The 16,309-nt window shown below is 70.9% G+C and carries 15 protein-coding genes and 2 tRNA genes; 9 read left to right on the forward strand and 8 right to left on the reverse strand.

The window, feature by feature from the left end; translation table 11 throughout:
* Positions 1-14 precede the first annotated feature (14 nt).
* Together cbiQ and PCA76_RS05985 are read left to right on the forward strand one after the other, a co-directional pair.
* Positions 15-785, forward strand: a complete 771-nt coding sequence (gene cbiQ, locus PCA76_RS05980; RefSeq protein ID WP_272615886.1) for a cobalt ECF transporter T component CbiQ — start codon at positions 15-17, stop codon at positions 783-785.
* Entirely contained in the window at positions 782-1,540 is a 759-nt protein-coding gene (locus tag PCA76_RS05985; protein WP_272615887.1) for an energy-coupling factor ABC transporter ATP-binding protein, read from the forward strand. Before cbiQ ends, PCA76_RS05985 begins: the two co-directional genes overlap by 4 nt.
* Positions 1,541-1,684: 144 nt before the next feature.
* On the opposite strand, the gene PCA76_RS05990 is transcribed toward PCA76_RS05985, so the two are convergent.
* From PCA76_RS05990 to PCA76_RS06005, 4 genes are read right to left on the reverse strand one after another with little or no spacing between them, the layout of a single operon-like run.
* Positions 1,685-2,761: a hypothetical protein gene (locus PCA76_RS05990; protein WP_272615888.1), complete on the reverse strand. Its 1,077-nt coding sequence runs from the start codon at positions 2,759-2,761 to the stop codon at positions 1,685-1,687.
* The gene (locus PCA76_RS05995) at positions 2,758-3,474 is read right to left on the reverse strand and encodes a DsbA family protein (RefSeq protein ID WP_272615889.1); all 717 of its coding nucleotides are present in this window, start codon (positions 3,472-3,474) and stop codon (positions 2,758-2,760) included. Before PCA76_RS05995 ends, PCA76_RS05990 begins: the two co-directional genes overlap by 4 nt.
* Positions 3,467-3,991 (reverse strand): MauE/DoxX family redox-associated membrane protein, encoded by a 525-nt coding sequence (locus PCA76_RS06000; RefSeq protein WP_272615890.1) that lies wholly within the window; start codon positions 3,989-3,991, stop codon positions 3,467-3,469. The genes PCA76_RS05995 and PCA76_RS06000 overlap by 8 nt, the downstream gene beginning before the upstream one ends.
* A gap of 32 nt (positions 3,992-4,023) precedes the next feature.
* Entirely contained in the window at positions 4,024-4,614 is a 591-nt protein-coding gene (locus tag PCA76_RS06005; RefSeq protein ID WP_272615891.1) for a sigma-70 family RNA polymerase sigma factor, read from the reverse strand.
* Between the two features lie 172 nt (positions 4,615-4,786).
* Between PCA76_RS06005 and PCA76_RS06010 the strand changes: the two genes are divergently transcribed.
* From PCA76_RS06010 to PCA76_RS32775, 3 genes are all read left to right on the forward strand, one after another.
* Positions 4,787-6,451 (forward strand): copper resistance CopC/CopD family protein, encoded by a 1,665-nt coding sequence (locus PCA76_RS06010; protein WP_272615892.1) that lies wholly within the window; start codon positions 4,787-4,789, stop codon positions 6,449-6,451.
* A gap of 17 nt (positions 6,452-6,468) precedes the next feature.
* Positions 6,469-7,203 (forward strand): YcnI family copper-binding membrane protein, encoded by a 735-nt coding sequence (locus PCA76_RS06015; RefSeq protein WP_272615893.1) that lies wholly within the window; start codon positions 6,469-6,471, stop codon positions 7,201-7,203.
* Positions 7,204-7,352: 149 nt separating this feature from the next.
* On the forward strand, positions 7,353-8,408 hold the full coding sequence (locus PCA76_RS32775) for a hypothetical protein (RefSeq protein ID WP_442930206.1): 1,056 nt from the start codon (positions 7,353-7,355) through the stop codon (positions 8,406-8,408).
* A 16-nt stretch (positions 8,409-8,424) separates the two neighbouring features.
* Here the strand turns inward: PCA76_RS32775 and PCA76_RS06025 are convergent, their stop codons facing one another.
* The gene (locus tag PCA76_RS06025; RefSeq protein ID WP_272615895.1) at positions 8,425-9,708 is read right to left on the reverse strand and encodes a glycosyltransferase 87 family protein; all 1,284 of its coding nucleotides are present in this window, start codon (positions 9,706-9,708) and stop codon (positions 8,425-8,427) included.
* Between the two features lie 72 nt (positions 9,709-9,780).
* On the opposite strand from PCA76_RS06025, the gene orn reads away from it, so the two are divergent.
* Together orn and PCA76_RS06035 are read left to right on the forward strand one after the other, a co-directional pair.
* Complete coding sequence (orn, locus tag PCA76_RS06030) at positions 9,781-10,371, forward strand: oligoribonuclease (RefSeq protein WP_272615897.1); 591 nt, start codon at positions 9,781-9,783, stop codon at positions 10,369-10,371.
* A 112-nt stretch (positions 10,372-10,483) separates the two neighbouring features.
* A tRNA-His gene (locus PCA76_RS06035) sits at positions 10,484-10,556 on the forward strand.
* A gap of 113 nt (positions 10,557-10,669) precedes the next feature.
* Here PCA76_RS06035 and PCA76_RS06040 read toward each other — a convergent pair.
* Positions 10,670-11,956: a L,D-transpeptidase gene (locus PCA76_RS06040; protein WP_272615898.1), complete on the reverse strand. Its 1,287-nt coding sequence runs from the start codon at positions 11,954-11,956 to the stop codon at positions 10,670-10,672.
* Between the two features lie 250 nt (positions 11,957-12,206).
* A complete protein-coding gene (locus tag PCA76_RS06045; protein WP_272615899.1) occupies positions 12,207-13,472 on the reverse strand; it encodes a L,D-transpeptidase in 1,266 nt (421 codons plus the stop codon).
* Positions 13,473-13,660: 188 nt separating this feature from the next.
* Here PCA76_RS06045 and PCA76_RS06050 point away from each other — a divergent pair.
* Together PCA76_RS06050 and PCA76_RS06055 are read left to right on the forward strand one after the other, a co-directional pair.
* Positions 13,661-13,736, forward strand: a tRNA-Lys gene (locus tag PCA76_RS06050).
* A gap of 125 nt (positions 13,737-13,861) precedes the next feature.
* Positions 13,862-14,524: a pentapeptide repeat-containing protein gene (locus PCA76_RS06055; RefSeq protein WP_272615900.1), complete on the forward strand. Its 663-nt coding sequence runs from the start codon at positions 13,862-13,864 to the stop codon at positions 14,522-14,524.
* Between the two features lie 191 nt (positions 14,525-14,715).
* Here the strand turns inward: PCA76_RS06055 and PCA76_RS06060 are convergent, their stop codons facing one another.
* Positions 14,716-16,293, reverse strand: a complete 1,578-nt coding sequence (locus PCA76_RS06060; RefSeq protein ID WP_272615902.1) for a sigma-70 family RNA polymerase sigma factor — start codon at positions 16,291-16,293, stop codon at positions 14,716-14,718.
* Between the last annotated feature and the right edge of the window lie 16 nt (positions 16,294-16,309).

A 16,309-nucleotide genomic window follows, 5' to 3' on the forward strand; every position in this document is an offset into this window, starting at 1 on the left:
CAGGGGTACGCGGAATGGGTGCCGGTCACGGGCATGTGCTGTACCGCGAGTCGGACTCGCCGGTGCACCGGCTCCCGCCCGAGGTCAAGATCGTGGCGATGGTGGTCTTCACCATCGCCGTGGTGGCCACCCCACGCACGGCGTTCTGGGCCTTCGGGGCGTACGCCGTGCTGGTGACGGCGGTGGCGGCGCTGGCCCGGGTGGGGCCACGGTGGTTGCTCAGCCGGGCGCTGATCGAGCTGCCGTTCGTGCTGTTCGCCGTCGCGCTGCCGTTCCTCGGGACCGGCGAACGGGTCGACGTGTGGGGCCTGCGGCTGTCCGAGGACGGGCTGCACGGCGCGTGGAACATCCTGGCCAAGGGCACCCTGGGCGTGCTCGTCTCGCTGCTGCTCGCCGCGACCACCACCACCCGGGACCTGATCGTGGGGCTGGACCGGTTGCACTGCCCGCAGGTGCTCACCCAGATCGCCACGTTCATGCTGCGCTATCTCGACGTGTTGGTCGGCGAGGCGAAGCGGATGCGGGTGGCGCGGATCTCCCGGGGTGACGACCCGCGCTTCCTGTGGCAGTTGCGCGGCTTCGCCGCCGGGATCGGGGCGTTGTTCCTGCGCGCCTTCGAGCGCGGTGAGCGGGTCTATCTGGCGATGCTGTCGAGGGGTTACACGGGGCGGATGCCCGCCGTGTGGCAGGGCGAGGGTGCGGCGACCGCCGGTCAGTGGCTGGTCGCGGCGACCGTGCCGGTGTTGGCGGCCTCCATCGCCGCCACCGCCGTCGTGCTGTCATGATCGGTGTCGTGCAGACCGCTGTCTCGCTGGACGTTCGTGGTGTTCGGTACGCGTACCCCGATGGGCACGTCGCCCTGCACGGGGTGGACCTGAACGTGCCGCGCGGCGATCGGGTGGCGCTGCTCGGGCCCAACGGCGCCGGCAAGACCACGCTGGTGCTGCACCTCAACGGCATCCTCAGCCCGACCGAGGGCAGCGTGAGTGTCGGCGGGTTGACGGTCACGCCGGACCGGGCCACCCTGGCCGAGGTGCGTCGCCGGGTGGGCATCGTCTTCCAGGACCCGGACGACCAACTCTTCCTGCCCACGGTGGCGGAGGACGTGGCGTTCGGGCCGGCGAACCTGGGTCTGCGCGGGGCGGAGTTGGCCGCCCGGGTGGACGAGGCGCTCAACGCGGTGGGAATGGGTGAGCACCGGGATCGGGCGCCGCAGCACCTCTCGTTCGGGCAGCGCCGCCGGGTGGCGGTGGCCACCGTGCTCGCCATGCACCCGGAGATCCTGGTGCTCGACGAGCCGTCGTCGAACCTGGACCCGGCGGCCCGCCGGGAGCTGGCCGAGATCCTGCGCGACCTGCCGGTGACCCTGCTGATGGTCACGCATGACCTGCCGTACGCGGCGGAGCTGTGCGAACGCTCGGTGATCCTCGACGGTGGCCGGATCGTGGCCGACGCCCCCACCCCGGACCTGCTGCGGGACGCGGCCCTACTGGCCCGTCACCGCCTCGAACTCCCCTACGGTTTCACCCCGCGCCCGTAACCCCGCAACCCCGTAACCCCGTAACCCCGTAACCCCACCCCAACCCACACGGCGATCTTGCACTTTCTGTCGCGACAACCGACGCGAAAGCCGCATAGCGGCGACACAAAGTGCAAGATCGCGCAGAGGGGAGGGGGAGGGGGGTCAGGGGTGGGTTGGGCTTTTGGTTCTGGGGGCTGCCTTCAGGCGCAGGACTCCGGCGGCTGTTGCTCCGGTGCCGGTTACCAGCACTATGGCCACCATGACGCGGGCGGCCTCGGGCGACCAGGGCACCGGGGCGATGGACCGGGCGAACACGGCGGCGTTCGCCGCACCGGCGAAGAGCGCCAGGCAGGCCCCGGCCAGCGCCACCACGAAGTCGGCGGCCGGGCGGCGGGCCAGCGCGTACCAACCGGCGGCGATCGCGCCGAGGCCGGTGAGCAGCGACCAGATCTGCCCGGACAGCAGCCCGACCACCACCCCGCCCACACCCTGTGCGCCCGCGTCCAGTTCCCGCCCCACCGGGTACACGACGGCCAGTGCGCCGCCGGCGACCAGCAACACTCCCAGCGCGGACAGCGCGCGGGCACCGGCCGGGGCGGCGGCGGCGACCAGGCCGAGCGCGCCCACCGCGAGCAGCCCCACGATGGTCACCGCCCACCAGCTGAACGCGTCCGGCGGCGGCACCCAGTCCAGCGTCCCGCCGATCACCAGCGGGTCGGCGCCGTCGCGCAGCGGGACCGTCCAGTCCCGGACCCGGTGCTCCCGGTCCGGTGCGGCGCGTACGGCCGCCGGTGGTGCGGACTCCTGCCACAGGGCGCGTTGGTCGTGCCAGCGCACCGTGGGCCCGTCGGCGATCCGCTGCCAGGACGGCGGAGCGGCCGGATCGGCCTCGGCCGGGAGTGCCGTGTCTCCGGCGAGGGTGCGGTTCAGGTACGTGGCGGGGGAGCGACTGTTTTCGAACACCCCGTCCGGGCCGACCCGCAGATACGGCTCGCCGGAGTAGCCGATGACCTCGACGGCGCGGCCGGTGCGGTTGGTCAACTCCAGTCGGGCGCCCGCCTCGACCACGCGTACCTCCAGCCCTGGCCGCGCCGGCGCGACCCCGGTGGTCCGGGTCCGGTAGTCGGTGCCGTCAGGTGCGTCCGCGCCGTGCGCGGCGGCGGGCGCCGCGGTGAGCAGGGTGGCCGCGCAGGCTGCGGCGGCGACCAGGCCGGCGCGGGCCACCAGGGTACGGATCACTTGCCGGCCGCCGCCACGGCTGCGGTGAGACCATCCGGGGTCGGGTTGGCGAGCGGCTGGCCGTTGACCTTGACGGTCGGCGTGCCGGTGACGTTGCTCCGGCTGGCGTCGTCGGTGACGTGTTCGGTCCACGTCTTGTACGTGTCGTCCTTGACGCAACCGCCGAACGAGCTCCGGTCGAGGCCCACGCCGACGCCGATGTCGATCAGCTGGTCGTCGGTGAGCCCGGCGCTGCCCTCCGGCGGCTGCTGGGCGAAGAGCGCCTTGGCGTACTCGTGGTACTTGCCGCCCGCCGCGGCGCAGCCGGAGGCGGCCGACGACCGGGTCGAGTATTCGGTCGTGGAGAAGCGGTTGAGGTACGCGACCGGGTGGTAGACCACCTTCGCCTTGTTCTCGGCCACCAACTGTTCGAGCGTCGCCCCGCTGGTCTGCTCGAACTGTTTGCAGGCCGGGCAGAGGAAGTCCTCGTAGACGTCGACGGTGACCGGCCCGCCGCCGGTGACGATGCCGGTGCCGTCCGCGTTGGCGCCGGGCGGGGTGGTGAAGTCGTCAGAGCGCTGGCTGGACCAGGCCGCCCAGCCGATGACACCGGCGATGACCAGGACGGCGACCGCGGCGACGGAGACCCAGATCGTGCGCCGGCGCCGGCGCTCGCGGGCGAGCTGCTCGCGGACCACCCGGGCGGCGTCCCGCTGCCCCTTGCGACTACTCATCCTCGTCCTCCACAGCGGGTTCGCCGGACAGCCATCCGTCCACCGAGACGGGCGTACGCGGCCAGATCAGCAGAAATCCGGCCAGCACCAAGAATCCCAGGTCCCGAAGGATCTCCGGGAGGTAACTGGGGGCCTGCCCCTCGGCCAACTGCCCGCCGCTGCCGAAGCAGCCGCAGTCGATGGCCAGCCCCCGTGCCCAGGCCGAGGCGATCCCCGCGATGAAGACCACCAGCAGCGCGGCGGACACCCCGGCGACGAGCCGGGTGGCCAGCCCGAGCAGCAGCAGTACGCCCAGCGCCAGCTCGACGAAGGGCAGGGCCGCGCCGATCACGGTCGCCACGTCGTACGGCATCACCTGATACGCGTTGACGGCCCGCCCCGAGGCGGCCAGATCGCCCACCTTCGACGCGCCGGCGACCAACCAGACGGCGGCGAGGCCGAGCCGGGCCGTCGTGCCGAGCCAGGGCCGGATGACCGGCCAACGGCCGACCGGGGTGGGAGGTGCAGTCACGCTCATTTGTCGTCCCGTCTCCACCGGAAGTTCCGCGCTCAGCCGGTCATGGCGTCGCCGACCGCCTCGACCAGTTCGTCGCGGGCCCGCGCGACCCGCGAACGGATGGTGCCCACCGGGACGCCTTCGACGGCGGCGGCCTCGGCGTACGACAGGCCGAGCAGTTGGGTGAGCACGAACGCTGCGCGTCGGTCGGCGCTGAGCCGGCGGACCAGGTCGGTGGCACCGAGCTGGCCGGCCGGGTCCGGGTGAGGGTGGTCGGTGTACGCGTTCGCGGCCAGGCGCTCGTCGAGCCGGCGGCGGCGGATCACCGTGCGCAGGTGGTCGGCGCAGGCCCGTCGGGCGATGCCGAGCAGCCAGGTGCGGGCGCTGGAGCGACCCTCGAACGCGGGCAGGGCCCGGAACGCCCGCAGGTACGTCTCCTGGGTCAGGTCGTCGGCGCTGTCCGGGTCGACCAGGGCGGCGGCGAACCGCCAGACCTCGACCTGGGTCAGCCGGACGAACGCCGCCTGGGCGGCCGGGTCACCGTCGCGGGCGGTCAGCGCCCACTCGGTGGCCCGGTCCCGGGAGGCGTCACCGGCCGGCTCTGCCGGACCGGCACCACCGGTGTCACGCGGGACGGGGATCACGAAAAACCAGGTTACGCGGCACCCGGCGGAGCGTTAGGGTCCTTCGGCTCTTGGATGGTCTGCGCCACGTCGGGAACTTTTCCCCCGCACGGGCCGACTACCCGATCATGACGTGCGACCACGGACGCGATCACCGGCCTCGGGTCGCCGAAAGCGACATGCGTCGGCGACCATGGCTGGCATGACTGTCGCCCCCCGCCGCTGGCTCGCCCGGCTGGCCGCAGCCGCCGGCCTCCTGGTCGCCGTCGTCGCCTTGTTGCTCGCGCCAGCCACCCCGGCCAGCGCCCACGCGGTGCTGGAGAGCAGCAGCCCGGCTGCCTCCTCCATCGTGCCGAGCGCGCCGGCCGAGGTGGTGCTGACGTTCAGCGAGTCGGTCCGCAAGGTCCCCGGCAAGATCCGGGTCATCGGGCCGGACGGCTCCCGGGCCGACCGGGGCGAGCCGTCGTTCGACGGCGGTGCCGTGAGCATCCCGGTGGACCCGGCCGGCGAGCGCGGCACCTACCTGGTCAGCTTCCGGGTGATCTCCGCGGACAGCCACCCGGTCTCCGGGGCGTTCACCTACTCGGTTGGCGCACCCTCGACGCCACCCGTCGACTCCGGTGAGGACAGCCGCGCCAACCCGGTGGTGGGTACGGCGGTGAAGGTGGCCCGTTTCCTCGGTTACGCGGGTCTGGTGCTGCTGGTCGGGCCGGCGCTGGTGCTCGCCGCGCTCTGGCCACGACGGCTCTCCCGGCGCGGGCCGACCCGGCTGGCCTGGGCCGGCCTCGGCCTGGTGGCTTTCGCCACCCTCGCCGATCTGTGGTTGCAGGTGCCCTACACCGCCGGCGGTGGTCTGTTCGATGTCACCGGCGAGGGGTTCGGCAGTGTGTTCGGTAGCGCCTTCGGCGCCGCCCACCTGGTCCGACTCGGCCTGCTGGCGGCCTCCGCCTTCCTGCTCCGCCCGCTGCTGGCCCGGCCCGCCAGCCGCGCCGACGCGATCATCCTGGCCGTGCTCGGCGGCGCCGCCCTGCTGACCTGGCCGCTGGCCGGGCACCCGGCGGCCTCCCCGGCGCCGGCGGTCTCCGTGGTGGTCGACGCGGTCCACCTGGGCAGCATGGCGGTCTGGCTGGGCGGTCTGCTCATGCTCGCCGGTTTCCTGCTGCGTCAGGCCGACGAGCGGGAGTTGGGCGCGATCCTGCCGATCTGGTCGCGCTGGGCGGCGCTCGCCGTCTCGGCGCTGCTGCTGGCCGGCACCGTCCAGGCGTTGATCGAGGTGGCCACCCCGCAGGCGCTGTTCAACACCACGTACGGGCGGTTGCTGCTGGCCAAGATCGGGCTGTTCGCGGTGGTGATCGCCGTGGCCGCGTACTCCCGGCAGTTGGTGCGTCGACGCATCGCGGCGCAGCGCCCGGCACCGGTACGCCGGGCGGTCTGGGTGGAGTTGGCCGTCACCGTGGTGGTGCTGGGCCTGTCCGCCACGCTCGTGCAGACCACGCCCGCCCGGACCGCCGTGGCCGAGCCGTCCGGCACCGAGGCCGGCCTCTTCAGCACCAGGTTGTCCAGCCCGCTCTATTCGCTGGAGGTCGAGCTGAGCCCGGCCGAGCGGGGCAACAACACGGTGCACCTGTACGCGTACGGCAAGGACAACCTGCCGTTGCCGGTGGTGGAGTGGCGGGCCACTGCCGCGTTGCCCTCGGCCGGGATCGAGCCGATCGAGGTCCCGTTGCTGCCGTTGACGGACAACCACGCCTACGGCGACATCAGCCTGCCGACCGCCGGTGACTGGGAAATCAAGATCACCGCCCGGACGACCGACATCGACCAGGCCACGGTGACCGCCACCGTGCCCATCCGTTAGAGAGGCCCGCGAAACCCATGACCCGATTCCGGCGTACCGCAACCGCCGCTGCCGCCCTGGCGTTCACCGCCGCCGCCACCGCTGTGCTCGGCTTCGCCGGACCGGCGTCCGCTCACGTCACGGTGAACCCGAAGGAGGCGACCCAGGGCGGCTACGCCCGGGTGGCGTTCCGGGTGCCCAACGAGAGCGACACCGCCTCCACCACCAAGCTGGAGGTGGTGTTGCCGGAGAACGCCCCGGTCGGCTCGGTGTCGACCATGCCGATGCCCGGCTGGACGGTTACCACGGAGAAGCGCAAGGTGGACCCGCCGATCGAGGTGCACGGCAGCCCGCTCACCGAGGCGGTTTCCAAGATCACCTGGACGGCCACCGGCGACGCGGCGGTGAAGCCGGGTCAGTTCCAGGAGTTCCCCGTCTCGATGGGGCCACTGCCGCAGGTCGGCTCGATGGTCTTCAAGACCCTGCAGACCTATTCGGACGGCAACATCTCGCGCTGGATCGACGAGCCGGTGCCGGGCGGTGCGGAGCCGGAGAACCCGGCTCCGGTGCTCACCCTGACGGCCGCGGCGCCGACGGGTTCGGCCGCACCGACCGCTGCCGCCGTCGCCTCGCCCGACGATGACGATGACGACGAGGGCAACGGTCTCGCGGTCGGCCTCGGTGTGGCCGGTCTCGTCGCCGGTCTGGCCGGCCTGGCGCTGGGCGGGCTGGCGTTCGCGCGGACCCGCCGGGAGCCGGTCGCCAAGTCCTGACCCCGTCGAACCCGCTGGCCCGCCGGACCATCCGGCGGGCCAGCGTGCTTTTCCGAGCCGGAACTGACCGTGCCGTGGATATCCCCTGATCAGACGGCGTACGTCGGTAAGGTCGGCCGGGTACTTGGCTACGGAGGGGGAAGCTGCGAATGCGGTTCGTGCGGGCGATCGCCGGAGTGCTGCTGTTGGTCGTAGGGATTCCGGCGCTGTTCGCCGGTGGCGCGCTCTGGCTGGTGACCCGACACGCCGACCCCGACGGGGCCTTCGCCGCCCGCTTCGAGACGGTCCGCACGCCCGGTCACGCGGTCGTGGTCACCGACCTCGACCGGCTGCTGCGGCAGGAGGCGCCCTTCGCGCGTACCGCGCAGACCCGGCTGCAACTGGACGCCCGCACCTCGGACGGCCCGGCCTTCGTGGGGCTGGCGCCCACCGCCGACGTGCGCCGCTGGCTGGAGCCGGTGCCGCACGCCGCGGTCCGCCGGGTGGCGCTGGCCCGAGGCCCGCTGCCGGTCCGGCTGGACCCGACCGGTGCGCCCGCCGACGCGCCGGGCGCCTCGGCGGTCACGCCGTTGGGTCAGCCCTTCTGGGTACGTGAGGGGATCGGCTCGCTGGAGTGGAGCGCGGACGACCTGGCCGGTGAGCCCATGAGCCTGGTGGTGATGCGCCCCGACGGCGGCGCTGACCTGGCGCTGGACCTGCGCGCCGAGTTGCGGGCAGGGTGGGCCGGCCCAGCCACCTGGGGTCTGCTGACCGTCGGCATCCTGCTGGTGGTGTGCGCGGTGCTGCTCCTGCTGCGACCGCTGCGTCCGCGTGAGGTGGTCTTCGTGGTCGAGCCGGATCAGGTGCCGGTGCTCGCCGGCCGGCTCGGGGTCACCTCGCTGAGTGGCCTGGGCTCCCCGGCACCCGGTCCGACCCCACCGTTACCGGCCGTACGGCAGCTCACCCCGGTCGGCTCGGGTTTGGGGGAACGGTCCCGGTCGGCGATCGGCGCCGAACCGGCCCGGCCCGGCACCCTCGCTGACCTGGACGAGCCGGTCCGGTTGCCCCGCCCGCCGGAGGTGACACTGAGTCTCGCGTGGCCGCCGGCTGGTGCGGAGGCCACGGCCCGGCCGGTGACGATGGACGAAACGGCGAGCGGCCCTCCGCGCTGCCGACGCGGAGGGCCACCCTCACCGGGGGAGCGGTGCTACCCGAGCGACGCTTGAGGTAGATGAGACCAGATTAGCGCCGATAGCCGCTAGTGGGGGCTTCGTCCATTTGGTGCGATTTTTGCTCAGGGTGTCTGGAGCGCACCGGCAGGGTGGCCAGCAGCAGCACGCTGAGCAGCACGTAGCCGTTCTGTAGGACGAAGTCCGCCGGGTTGTTGGTCCGCAGGGTTGCCACGCCCCATTCCTGGAACGTCACCACGCCGTAGATGATCACGGCGGCGGTGCCCAACGCGAGCCCGCCCAACCACCACCGCCGGCGTGCCTCGTCCGGACGGTCGGCGCTCAACGCCGCGTCGGCGAGCAGCACCACCGCCGGCACGAACCAGTAGATGTGGTGGGTCCAGGTGATCGGGCTCGCCAGCGAGCCGACCAGCCCGGTCAGCGTCAGACCCGTCAACGGGTCACCGGCCCGAGCCGCGCGGACGGCCCGCCGCAGCCCGTAGACGGCGACCACGGCGACCACCAACAGCCAGAGCAGTCGGTCCGGCTTCTCCGGCGCGGTGAACCGGCTGAGGAGGCCGAACAACGACTGGTTGCCCGCGTAGTCGGTGCGTCCCACCCGGTCGTTGTCCCACAACTCGTGGATCCAGAACCGCCAGGAGTCGCTGGGGGCGATCGCCGCCGCGAGCAGGGTCGCCGCGGCTGCGGTGGCGCTCGCCACCGCCGCGGCCCGCCACCGCCGGGTGGCCAGCAGGTACACGATGAAGATGCCGGGGAAGAGCTTCAGCGCCGTTGCCAGCCCCACGCCCACCCCGGCCCAGCGGCGTGCCTGCGGCACCGCGTACAGCAGGTCGGCCAGGATCAGCACGACCAGCAGCATGTTGATCTGGCCGAAGGTGATCGTCTCGCGGGTGCTCTCCACCGCCAGCACCAGCAGCACGGCGGCGGTCAGGGTGAACGCCCGCGGCAGGTTGTGCCGGGCGATGACCGGGGTCACCAGCCACCGGGTGGTCAGCACCACGGCCAGCACGGTGAGCACCGTGAAGATCGTCACGGTCACGCCGAGCCTCAACAGCCCGAACGGCCACAGCAGCAGCGCGCTGAACGGCGGGTAGGTGAAGAACAGCTCGCCCTGCACCCGGTCGGGTTGGACGTAGTCGTAGAGCGGATGGCCGACCCGCCACCAGTCCATCGCGGACATGTAAATCTTGAGGTCGAAGAAGTTGTGCTTGAGGCCGGGCAGGTAGAGCGCTGGTAGCACGGCGATGAGGGCCACCACCGCGACCAGGCGACGGACCGTACGGCCGCCGGGATCGTCGTCCGTGACGGCGGGCGGTGCTACGGGATCGGCTGGCACTCCGAAACCCTAGCGGTCTGGTCCGCCGAGAGCGCGCAGCCGCCGGGCGTGGGCGGCGCGTAGGCTGTCCCGGTGGCTGACCTCCTTGTCTGGATCGACTGTGAGATGACCGGGTTGGACCTCGGCAGGGACAAACTGATCGAGGTTGCGGCACTGGTCACCGATCCCGACCTCAACGTGCTGGGTGACGGTGTCGACGTGGTGATCCACGCCGACGAGGCGGCGCTGGAGGGGATGCCGGAGATCGTGCAGACCATGCACGCCAAGTCCGGCCTCACCGAAGAGGTCCGTCGTTCGGCGGTCACCCTCGCCGAGGCCGAAGACCTGGTCCTGGAGTACGTCCGTACCTTCGTCAAGGATCCGCGTACGGCTCCGCTGTGCGGCAACTCGATCGGCACGGACCGGGGCTTCATCGCCCGGGACATGCCCCGCCTCGACGCGCACCTGCACTACCGGATGATCGACGTTTCGTCGATCAAGGAACTCTGCCGCCGCTGGTACCCCCGCGTGTACTTCGGTCAGCCGCAGAAGGGTCTCGCGCACCGGGCGCTGGCCGACATCCGGGAGAGCATCCGGGAGTTGGAGTACTACCGGCGTACGGTCTTCGTCCCGCTGCCCGGCCCGGACGTCGAGACCGCCAAAGGTATCGCCGCCGAACTCTGACCCGGGCGGCCGTCACCCGGGAGCAGGGAACCCGCTAGACGTGGTGTGCCGCGGTGTGGCTATTATTGGTCCGCACCCCGCCCGGGGCGATCGACCGGGCGACGGCGGCATGGTGGCTGTAGCTCAGTTGGCAGAGCACCGGGTTGTGGTCCCGGTTGTCGTGGGTTCAATTCCCATCAGTCACCCAGCTGGTTTCACTGCTCAGGCCCCCTCTTCGGAGGGGGCCTGAGTCGTTTTGGGGGCGAGTTGGGGGCCTACGCGAAAGCCCCCTCCGAAGAGGGGGCTTTCGTCGTTCGGCTCAGGCGGTGGGTGTGGGTGACGGGGTCGTGCCGTCCGGGGTCGGGGTGGTGTCCGGGTCGGCGGGGGGCTCGTACGGGAGGGCGCTGCCCTTGACGTACTCGTCCCAGCTCATGTTCCAGTCGGTCCAGCCGTTGCCGTTCTGCAGCTTGCGCTCGGTGCCCTTGACCGTGATCGGGTCGCCGACCTGGGTGTTCTTGAACAGCCAGTCGCCGTTGGCCATCGACACGTTTACGCAGCCGTGTGAGACGTTCGTGGTGCCCTGCTGGCCTTCGGACCAGGGGGCCGCGTGGATGAACTCCCCACCCCAGGTGAGCCGCTGAGCGAAGTCAATCTTGGTGCGGTAGCCCTCCTCCGGGCCCAGCTCCTCCATGGTGTCGAAGACCGTCTTGCGCAGCTTCTCGATCACGACCATGGTGCCGCTGGACGACGGGGTGGTCTTCTTGCCGAGGCTGACCGGGATGGTCTTGATCAGAGCGCCGTTGCGGGTCACCGTCATCCGCTTGGTCTTGTTGTCCACCGTCATGATCACCGAGGGGCCGATCTTGACGTCCACCGAGAGGTCGGCGCGGCCGTACCAGCCTTCACCCATCGGCAGACCGCCGGCCTGCACCCGGTAGGAGACCTTGCTGTCGGCCTTCCAGAACTCCTTCGGCCGGTATCGGATCTCGGTCGGGCTGACCCAGTGCCAGATGCCCTCCTGCGCCGGTGTCGAGGTCACCGTCATCCGGCGCTGCACGTCGTCGCGGTAGTCCTCCGGGATGCCCCGGCTGAACTTCACGATCAGTGGCATCCCGACCCCGACCACCTGGTTGTCACCGAGGAAGCTGCTCACCCGTACCTGATTGCCCGGCTTGGCCATGGTGGTGAAGGTGCTTGTCGCGGTGGCCGGACGGTCGTCGTCGCCGGTGGCGGTCACGGTCGCCGTGTAGCTCGTGCCGTACGCCAGCGCGCCGGCCGGCAGCCACGTCTTGCCATCCGCGGCGAGGGTGCCCTCGACCGCCTTGCCGGCCGCGTCCTTGAGCTCGACGGCGGTCTTCACGGCGTCCTTCGTGGTGAAGGTGATGCCGGTGGACGCTGGCACGTCCTTGGCGTCGGTCGCCGGCTCGCTGATGGTCGCCGCCGCCTTCGGGGCGGGGCTCTCGCCGCCGCCGTGCCACGAGGACGGCTTGCCGCCGTCGCCGTCGGTGCAGGCAGAGGTGAAGGCCAGCGCCACGGCGAGGAGCCCCGCCGCGAACACGCGGCGTCGCCCGCCGGGCCTGATCAGCTGGTCCTGGCTAGCTCGCATGATTCCCTCACAGTCGTGGTCGCTGCCCATCGTCTCTTACTGACGCGCCAGAGCCGACCCCGGTTGCCGAGGGTGAACCGAAACACGCCGACCAGGGTGCCGGATTTTTGCTACTATCCGGCGTTTCGTGAGTCTGGCTCGTCTCCGCAGCGGGACTAAGGGGCTCGCCGCGGCGTCGTCGCATCGCGGGAGTGCAAGGGTACGCGCCGGCCCAACCATCGGCAGGGCCGGCGCGAGGATGCCGACAGGCTCAGAGCGCCGGGCCGGCTCCGCCACTGGGCACCGGCAGCGCGCTGCCCTTGATGAAGTCCGACCAGCTCAGGCTCCACGCCGTCCAGCCGTTGCCGGCGGCGAGCTTGCGCTCGGTGCCCTTCACCGTGATCGGGTCACCAATCCGCGTCCTCTCGAACAGCCACCGGGCGTTCGCCATGGACACGTTCACGCAGCCGTGCGAGACGTTCCGCCGCCCCTGCACGTGCTCTGACCAGGGTGCGGCGTGGATGTACTCGCCACCCCAGGTGAGCCGCTGGGCGAACTCGATGTCCGTGACGTAGCGGTTGGCCGGGTCCGGGTCGTCGCGGGTGTCGAAGGTCGTAGCTTCCTTCTTCTCCATCACGACCATCGTGCCGCTGGACGACGGCGTGCTCTTCTTGCCCAGGCTCACCGGAACGGTGCGCACCAGCGCGCCGTTCTCGTACACCATCATCTTCTTGTTGGCGTTGTCGACCTTCATCTCGAACGAGCGGCCGATCTTGGCGGTGGCCTTACGGTCGATGTCGCCGTACCTGCCGTTGCTCAGCGGCACTCCCGCGAGGGCGATCCGCACGGTGATGGTGGTGCCCGGCTTCCAGTACTCCGGCGCCCGGTAGTACGCCTGCGTGCCGTTGGCGACCCAGTGCCAGGCCCCCGGCTGCGGCGGGTCGGTGCGGACGAACATCCGCTTCTGCACCGCCGCCCGGTCCTTCTTCGGGATGCCCGGGTGGAACTCGGTGACCACCGGCATGGCCACCCCGTAGCTCTTGTCGTCGAAGAGGTACAGGCCGGACCCAATCGTCGACGTCGGCTTGGCCATCGTGGTGAAACTGCTGGTGCCCTGGCTACTCGTGCCGTCGGCGGCGTTCGCCGTCAGCGTGGCGGTGTAGCGGGTGCCGTACTTCAGCGGAGCGGACGGCACCCAGGTGGAACCGTCGGTGCGCAGCTTGCCCTCCACCGAGCCCCCGCCGTCGGCGGTCAGGGTGACCGCGGACACCTTCGCGCCATCCGCCAGCTTCGCGCTGATCTCCGTACTCACTGGCTTGTTCTTCGTGCCATTGGCCGGGCTCAGCGTGAGCGACGGCCCGCTTGGAGAACTCGGCGTCGAGGGCACGGGTGAGCCGGGTTCGGCGCTCACGTCTGGCGACGACGTCCCGCCAACGAATTCCGGCTTCTTCTGCTCGTCGCCGCATCCGGTCAGTGCCAGCGACGCCACCAGAGTCAGGGCGCCCACCACCGCCCCGGCTCGCGTGAACCGTGTCATCCCCACCTCTGTTCTCGCGTACCTGGCGGACATCGTGCCGCATCACCGCCGCAACCCATGTCCCCGTCGCGACGGCGTCGGTCGGTTTGTGGCTTTTTGCCCGCAAAGCTCGACCGAAGGGGGGAGCTGGGTAACCGGATTGGAGCCCCGCTCGGAGGGGTGCTAATCTTCTCTCCGTTGCCGAACGAGCGCCGCTAGCTCAACTGGCAGAGCAGCGGACTCTTAATCCGCGGGTTCGGGGTTCGAGTCCCTGGCGGCGCACCAGCAATTAAGGCTCTGGCCTGGTGGTTCTTCACCTGGCCAGAGCCTTTTTCGTGTCCGTGGTGACGATGGGGTGCTTCCTGCGCGCGATGGCGTGCCCACCCCGCGCCCACACAGGTTGAGGACACATGCGCACCACGACAGTCGGCAACGTGAAGATCCTGCTGCCCGACCTCGACCCGGAGGACCTCGACCGCGTTACCGACCTGGCCGACGGCCTCTCCGAGGCTCTCGTCGAGGACGCGTCGTGGCGCGGAGTGCAGCTGGAGGACCACCGCATCCGCAGCAGCCTGATCACCGGTGGCGACCTCAGCGAGAGCACCTGGGAAGCCGGCAGCATCTACGGCTGCGAGATCACCCGCACCGACTTCTCCGGCGCGGTCCTGACCGGAGTCACCATCGAACGGTGCGCCATCACCGGCTCACGGTTCACCGGCACCAGGCTCACCGATGTACGCCTCAAGGACGTTCTGTTCGACGGCTGCCGCTTCGACTACGCAACCTTCCAGCGGGTCGCCGCCGTCGGCTCGGTCGCCTTCACCGACTGCACCCTCACCCACGGCACGTGGTCCACCTGCCGCCTGCCCGGAATCGCGCTGCGGTCCTGCGACCTCGCCGGTCTGGATCTGAACTCCTGCCACCTCGACGGCGCCGACCTGCGGGGCAGCCGGCTCCGCGGGCTCAAGACGCCACTCGACAACCTGTCCGGCATCACCCTGGCGGAGAACCAACTCCCCGACCTCACCCAGCTGGCCGTTGACGCCCTCAAACTGACCGTACGCATCGACTGACTGCGAGGAGGCCGTCGAGGCCAGTGCGGCAGCCGCCGGACTACCGCAGGCCGGCCGTGACGACGGCGTGCTCCCGATCGTCCCGTAGCCCGCGATAGCTGACCCTGTGGTGTCGGGTGACCGGCCCGGCGCCAATTGACGCCGGGCCGGTCGCGCCGTCGGCGCTGCGCCACTCTCACGGGCGGAAAGCGTCAGTAGTCGATGTTGATGGCAGCGATCTGGCGGGTGCCGTTGAAGACGATGGCGGGGCCGGCAAAGCGGGAGCTGGCGTAGGTCAGTGCCGTCTTGTGCCCGGGACTGTTGAACCAGGCCTCGATCATCTGCTCGGGTGAGGAGTTGCCCGAGGACGCGAACAGGACCTCATGGCCGCAGTGCTCGAAGGCACCCGTATCCAGGTTCTGCTTCACGCATGCTTCCGCAGCGCGTTGTTCCGTTGTGCGCAGCTTGACCTCGGTCAGCCCGAGCGCGCGGCGCCGCTCGTTGAGCAGCACCAGCAGACGTTGTTCGGCGGCAGACACGCCGGTGGACGAGCCGGTGGACTTGCTGGCCGATTTGGTCGGCGATTTGGTCGGCGTCGGCGTCGGCGATTTGGTCGGCGTCGCTGACTTCGTAGGGCTGGAGCTTGGGCGCGAGGTGGCCGAGGCGCCGTCGAGCGCCGCCGGGGAAGGCGATGCGGGCGCGGATTCGGTGGTCTCGGAGCCGGGTGCGGTGATCGCGGTTGAGGGCTCCGCGCCTGTCGCGTTCGCCGGCTGCTGCCCCGGCCCGGCCGTGTAACTGGCGACGACGATTCCTCCCCCTCCGAGCACGGCGACGGCCGCGAGGACGCCCACCAGGGCCTTGGGTAGGGACAGGCCCGCGATGCGGGCCTGCTGCCGCACCCCGGCGGTCTTCGCGTGTGCGCCTGCCGTCGCAACGCCCTGCGACTTGCCGGAGACGGTGTGCGCCTTATGTCTGACCTGCGGGGCGAGGCCGGCCGGAAGCGGCGTGAGCGCGAGGCCCGCCAACAGCCGCTCGGCCGGGACCAGGTCCGACGTGACGTCCCGACAATGCGCGCAGGTCCGAATGTGCCGCGCGAACCGCTTGCGCCACACCGGCGCCGGTCGACCGCGCCATTCGGAGGCCGTGTCGATCAGGTCAGCGCAGCCGGGCCGGGCGGCGAGGGCTCGCACCACCATCCGAGCGGTGTCCAACTGCGCCTTCATCCGGGCCACGCGAACGGTCACGTGGTGTGGGTCGAGCTGTAGGGCATCGGCCAGGTCGGCGCGGGAGAGGTGACCCGCCTCGACCAGCCACCACAGGGACAGCAGGTGGCGGTGGTCGTCGTCCAGCCAGCGCGTGGCCAGGACGACCTCCCGGCGCTGATCGGACAGGCGAAGCTGGGTCAGGGTCAGGTCCGCGAAATCGGAACCCGGATCGATCAGGTTGTCGATGTCCTCCGGCGGCGCTGGTGTGGTGTGCCGGTGCTGTTTGTAGGCACGGATCTCGTTCATGGTGACGGCAACCAGCCACGACCGGAAGAGCTGCGGATCGCGTACGCCCGCCAGCCCTCGCACGACGCTCAACATCGTGTCCTGCACGACGTCGTCGACGTCCGCCGATCGGCTCAGCGCCCGGCCCACGATGTTGTACACCAGTGGCAGATAGTGCAAGACCAATTCGTCCATCGCCGCCTGGTCGCCGCGGCGTGCCGCGTCCACCACCGCGGCCATGTCGGTCCTGTTCGGGTACGCGTGATAGGTCACGCTCACAACCTCGCCTTCACGGGACATCCTCGTACAACGTGGA

Origin of the sequence: Micromonospora sp. LH3U1, assembly GCF_028475105.1 — a bacterium.
Lineage (GTDB): Bacteria > Actinomycetota > Actinomycetes > Mycobacteriales > Micromonosporaceae > Micromonospora.

What these genes read in the sequence shown, in the direction of transcription:
- cbiQ (WP_272615886.1), top strand. Translation starts at nt 15, where the DNA reads ATGGGTGCCGGTCACGGGCATGTGCTGTACCGCGAGTCGGACTCGCCG.
- PCA76_RS05985 (WP_272615887.1), top strand. Translation starts at nt 782, where the DNA reads ATGATCGGTGTCGTGCAGACCGCTGTCTCGCTGGACGTTCGTGGTGTT.
- PCA76_RS05995 (WP_272615889.1), bottom strand. Translation starts at nt 3,474, where the DNA reads ATGAGTAGTCGCAAGGGGCAGCGGGACGCCGCCCGGGTGGTCCGCGAG.
- PCA76_RS06000 (WP_272615890.1), bottom strand. Translation starts at nt 3,991, where the DNA reads ATGAGCGTGACTGCACCTCCCACCCCGGTCGGCCGTTGGCCGGTCATC.
- PCA76_RS06010 (WP_272615892.1), top strand. Translation starts at nt 4,787, where the DNA reads ATGGCTGGCATGACTGTCGCCCCCCGCCGCTGGCTCGCCCGGCTGGCC.
- PCA76_RS06015 (WP_272615893.1), top strand. Translation starts at nt 6,469, where the DNA reads ATGACCCGATTCCGGCGTACCGCAACCGCCGCTGCCGCCCTGGCGTTC.
- PCA76_RS32775 (WP_442930206.1), top strand. Translation starts at nt 7,353, where the DNA reads ATGCGGTTCGTGCGGGCGATCGCCGGAGTGCTGCTGTTGGTCGTAGGG.
- PCA76_RS06040 (WP_272615898.1), bottom strand. Translation starts at nt 11,956, where the DNA reads ATGCGAGCTAGCCAGGACCAGCTGATCAGGCCCGGCGGGCGACGCCGC.
- PCA76_RS06045 (WP_272615899.1), bottom strand. Translation starts at nt 13,472, where the DNA reads ATGACACGGTTCACGCGAGCCGGGGCGGTGGTGGGCGCCCTGACTCTG.
- PCA76_RS06055 (WP_272615900.1), top strand. Translation starts at nt 13,862, where the DNA reads ATGCGCACCACGACAGTCGGCAACGTGAAGATCCTGCTGCCCGACCTC.
- PCA76_RS06060 (WP_272615902.1), bottom strand. Translation starts at nt 16,293, where the DNA reads ATGTCCCGTGAAGGCGAGGTTGTGAGCGTGACCTATCACGCGTACCCG.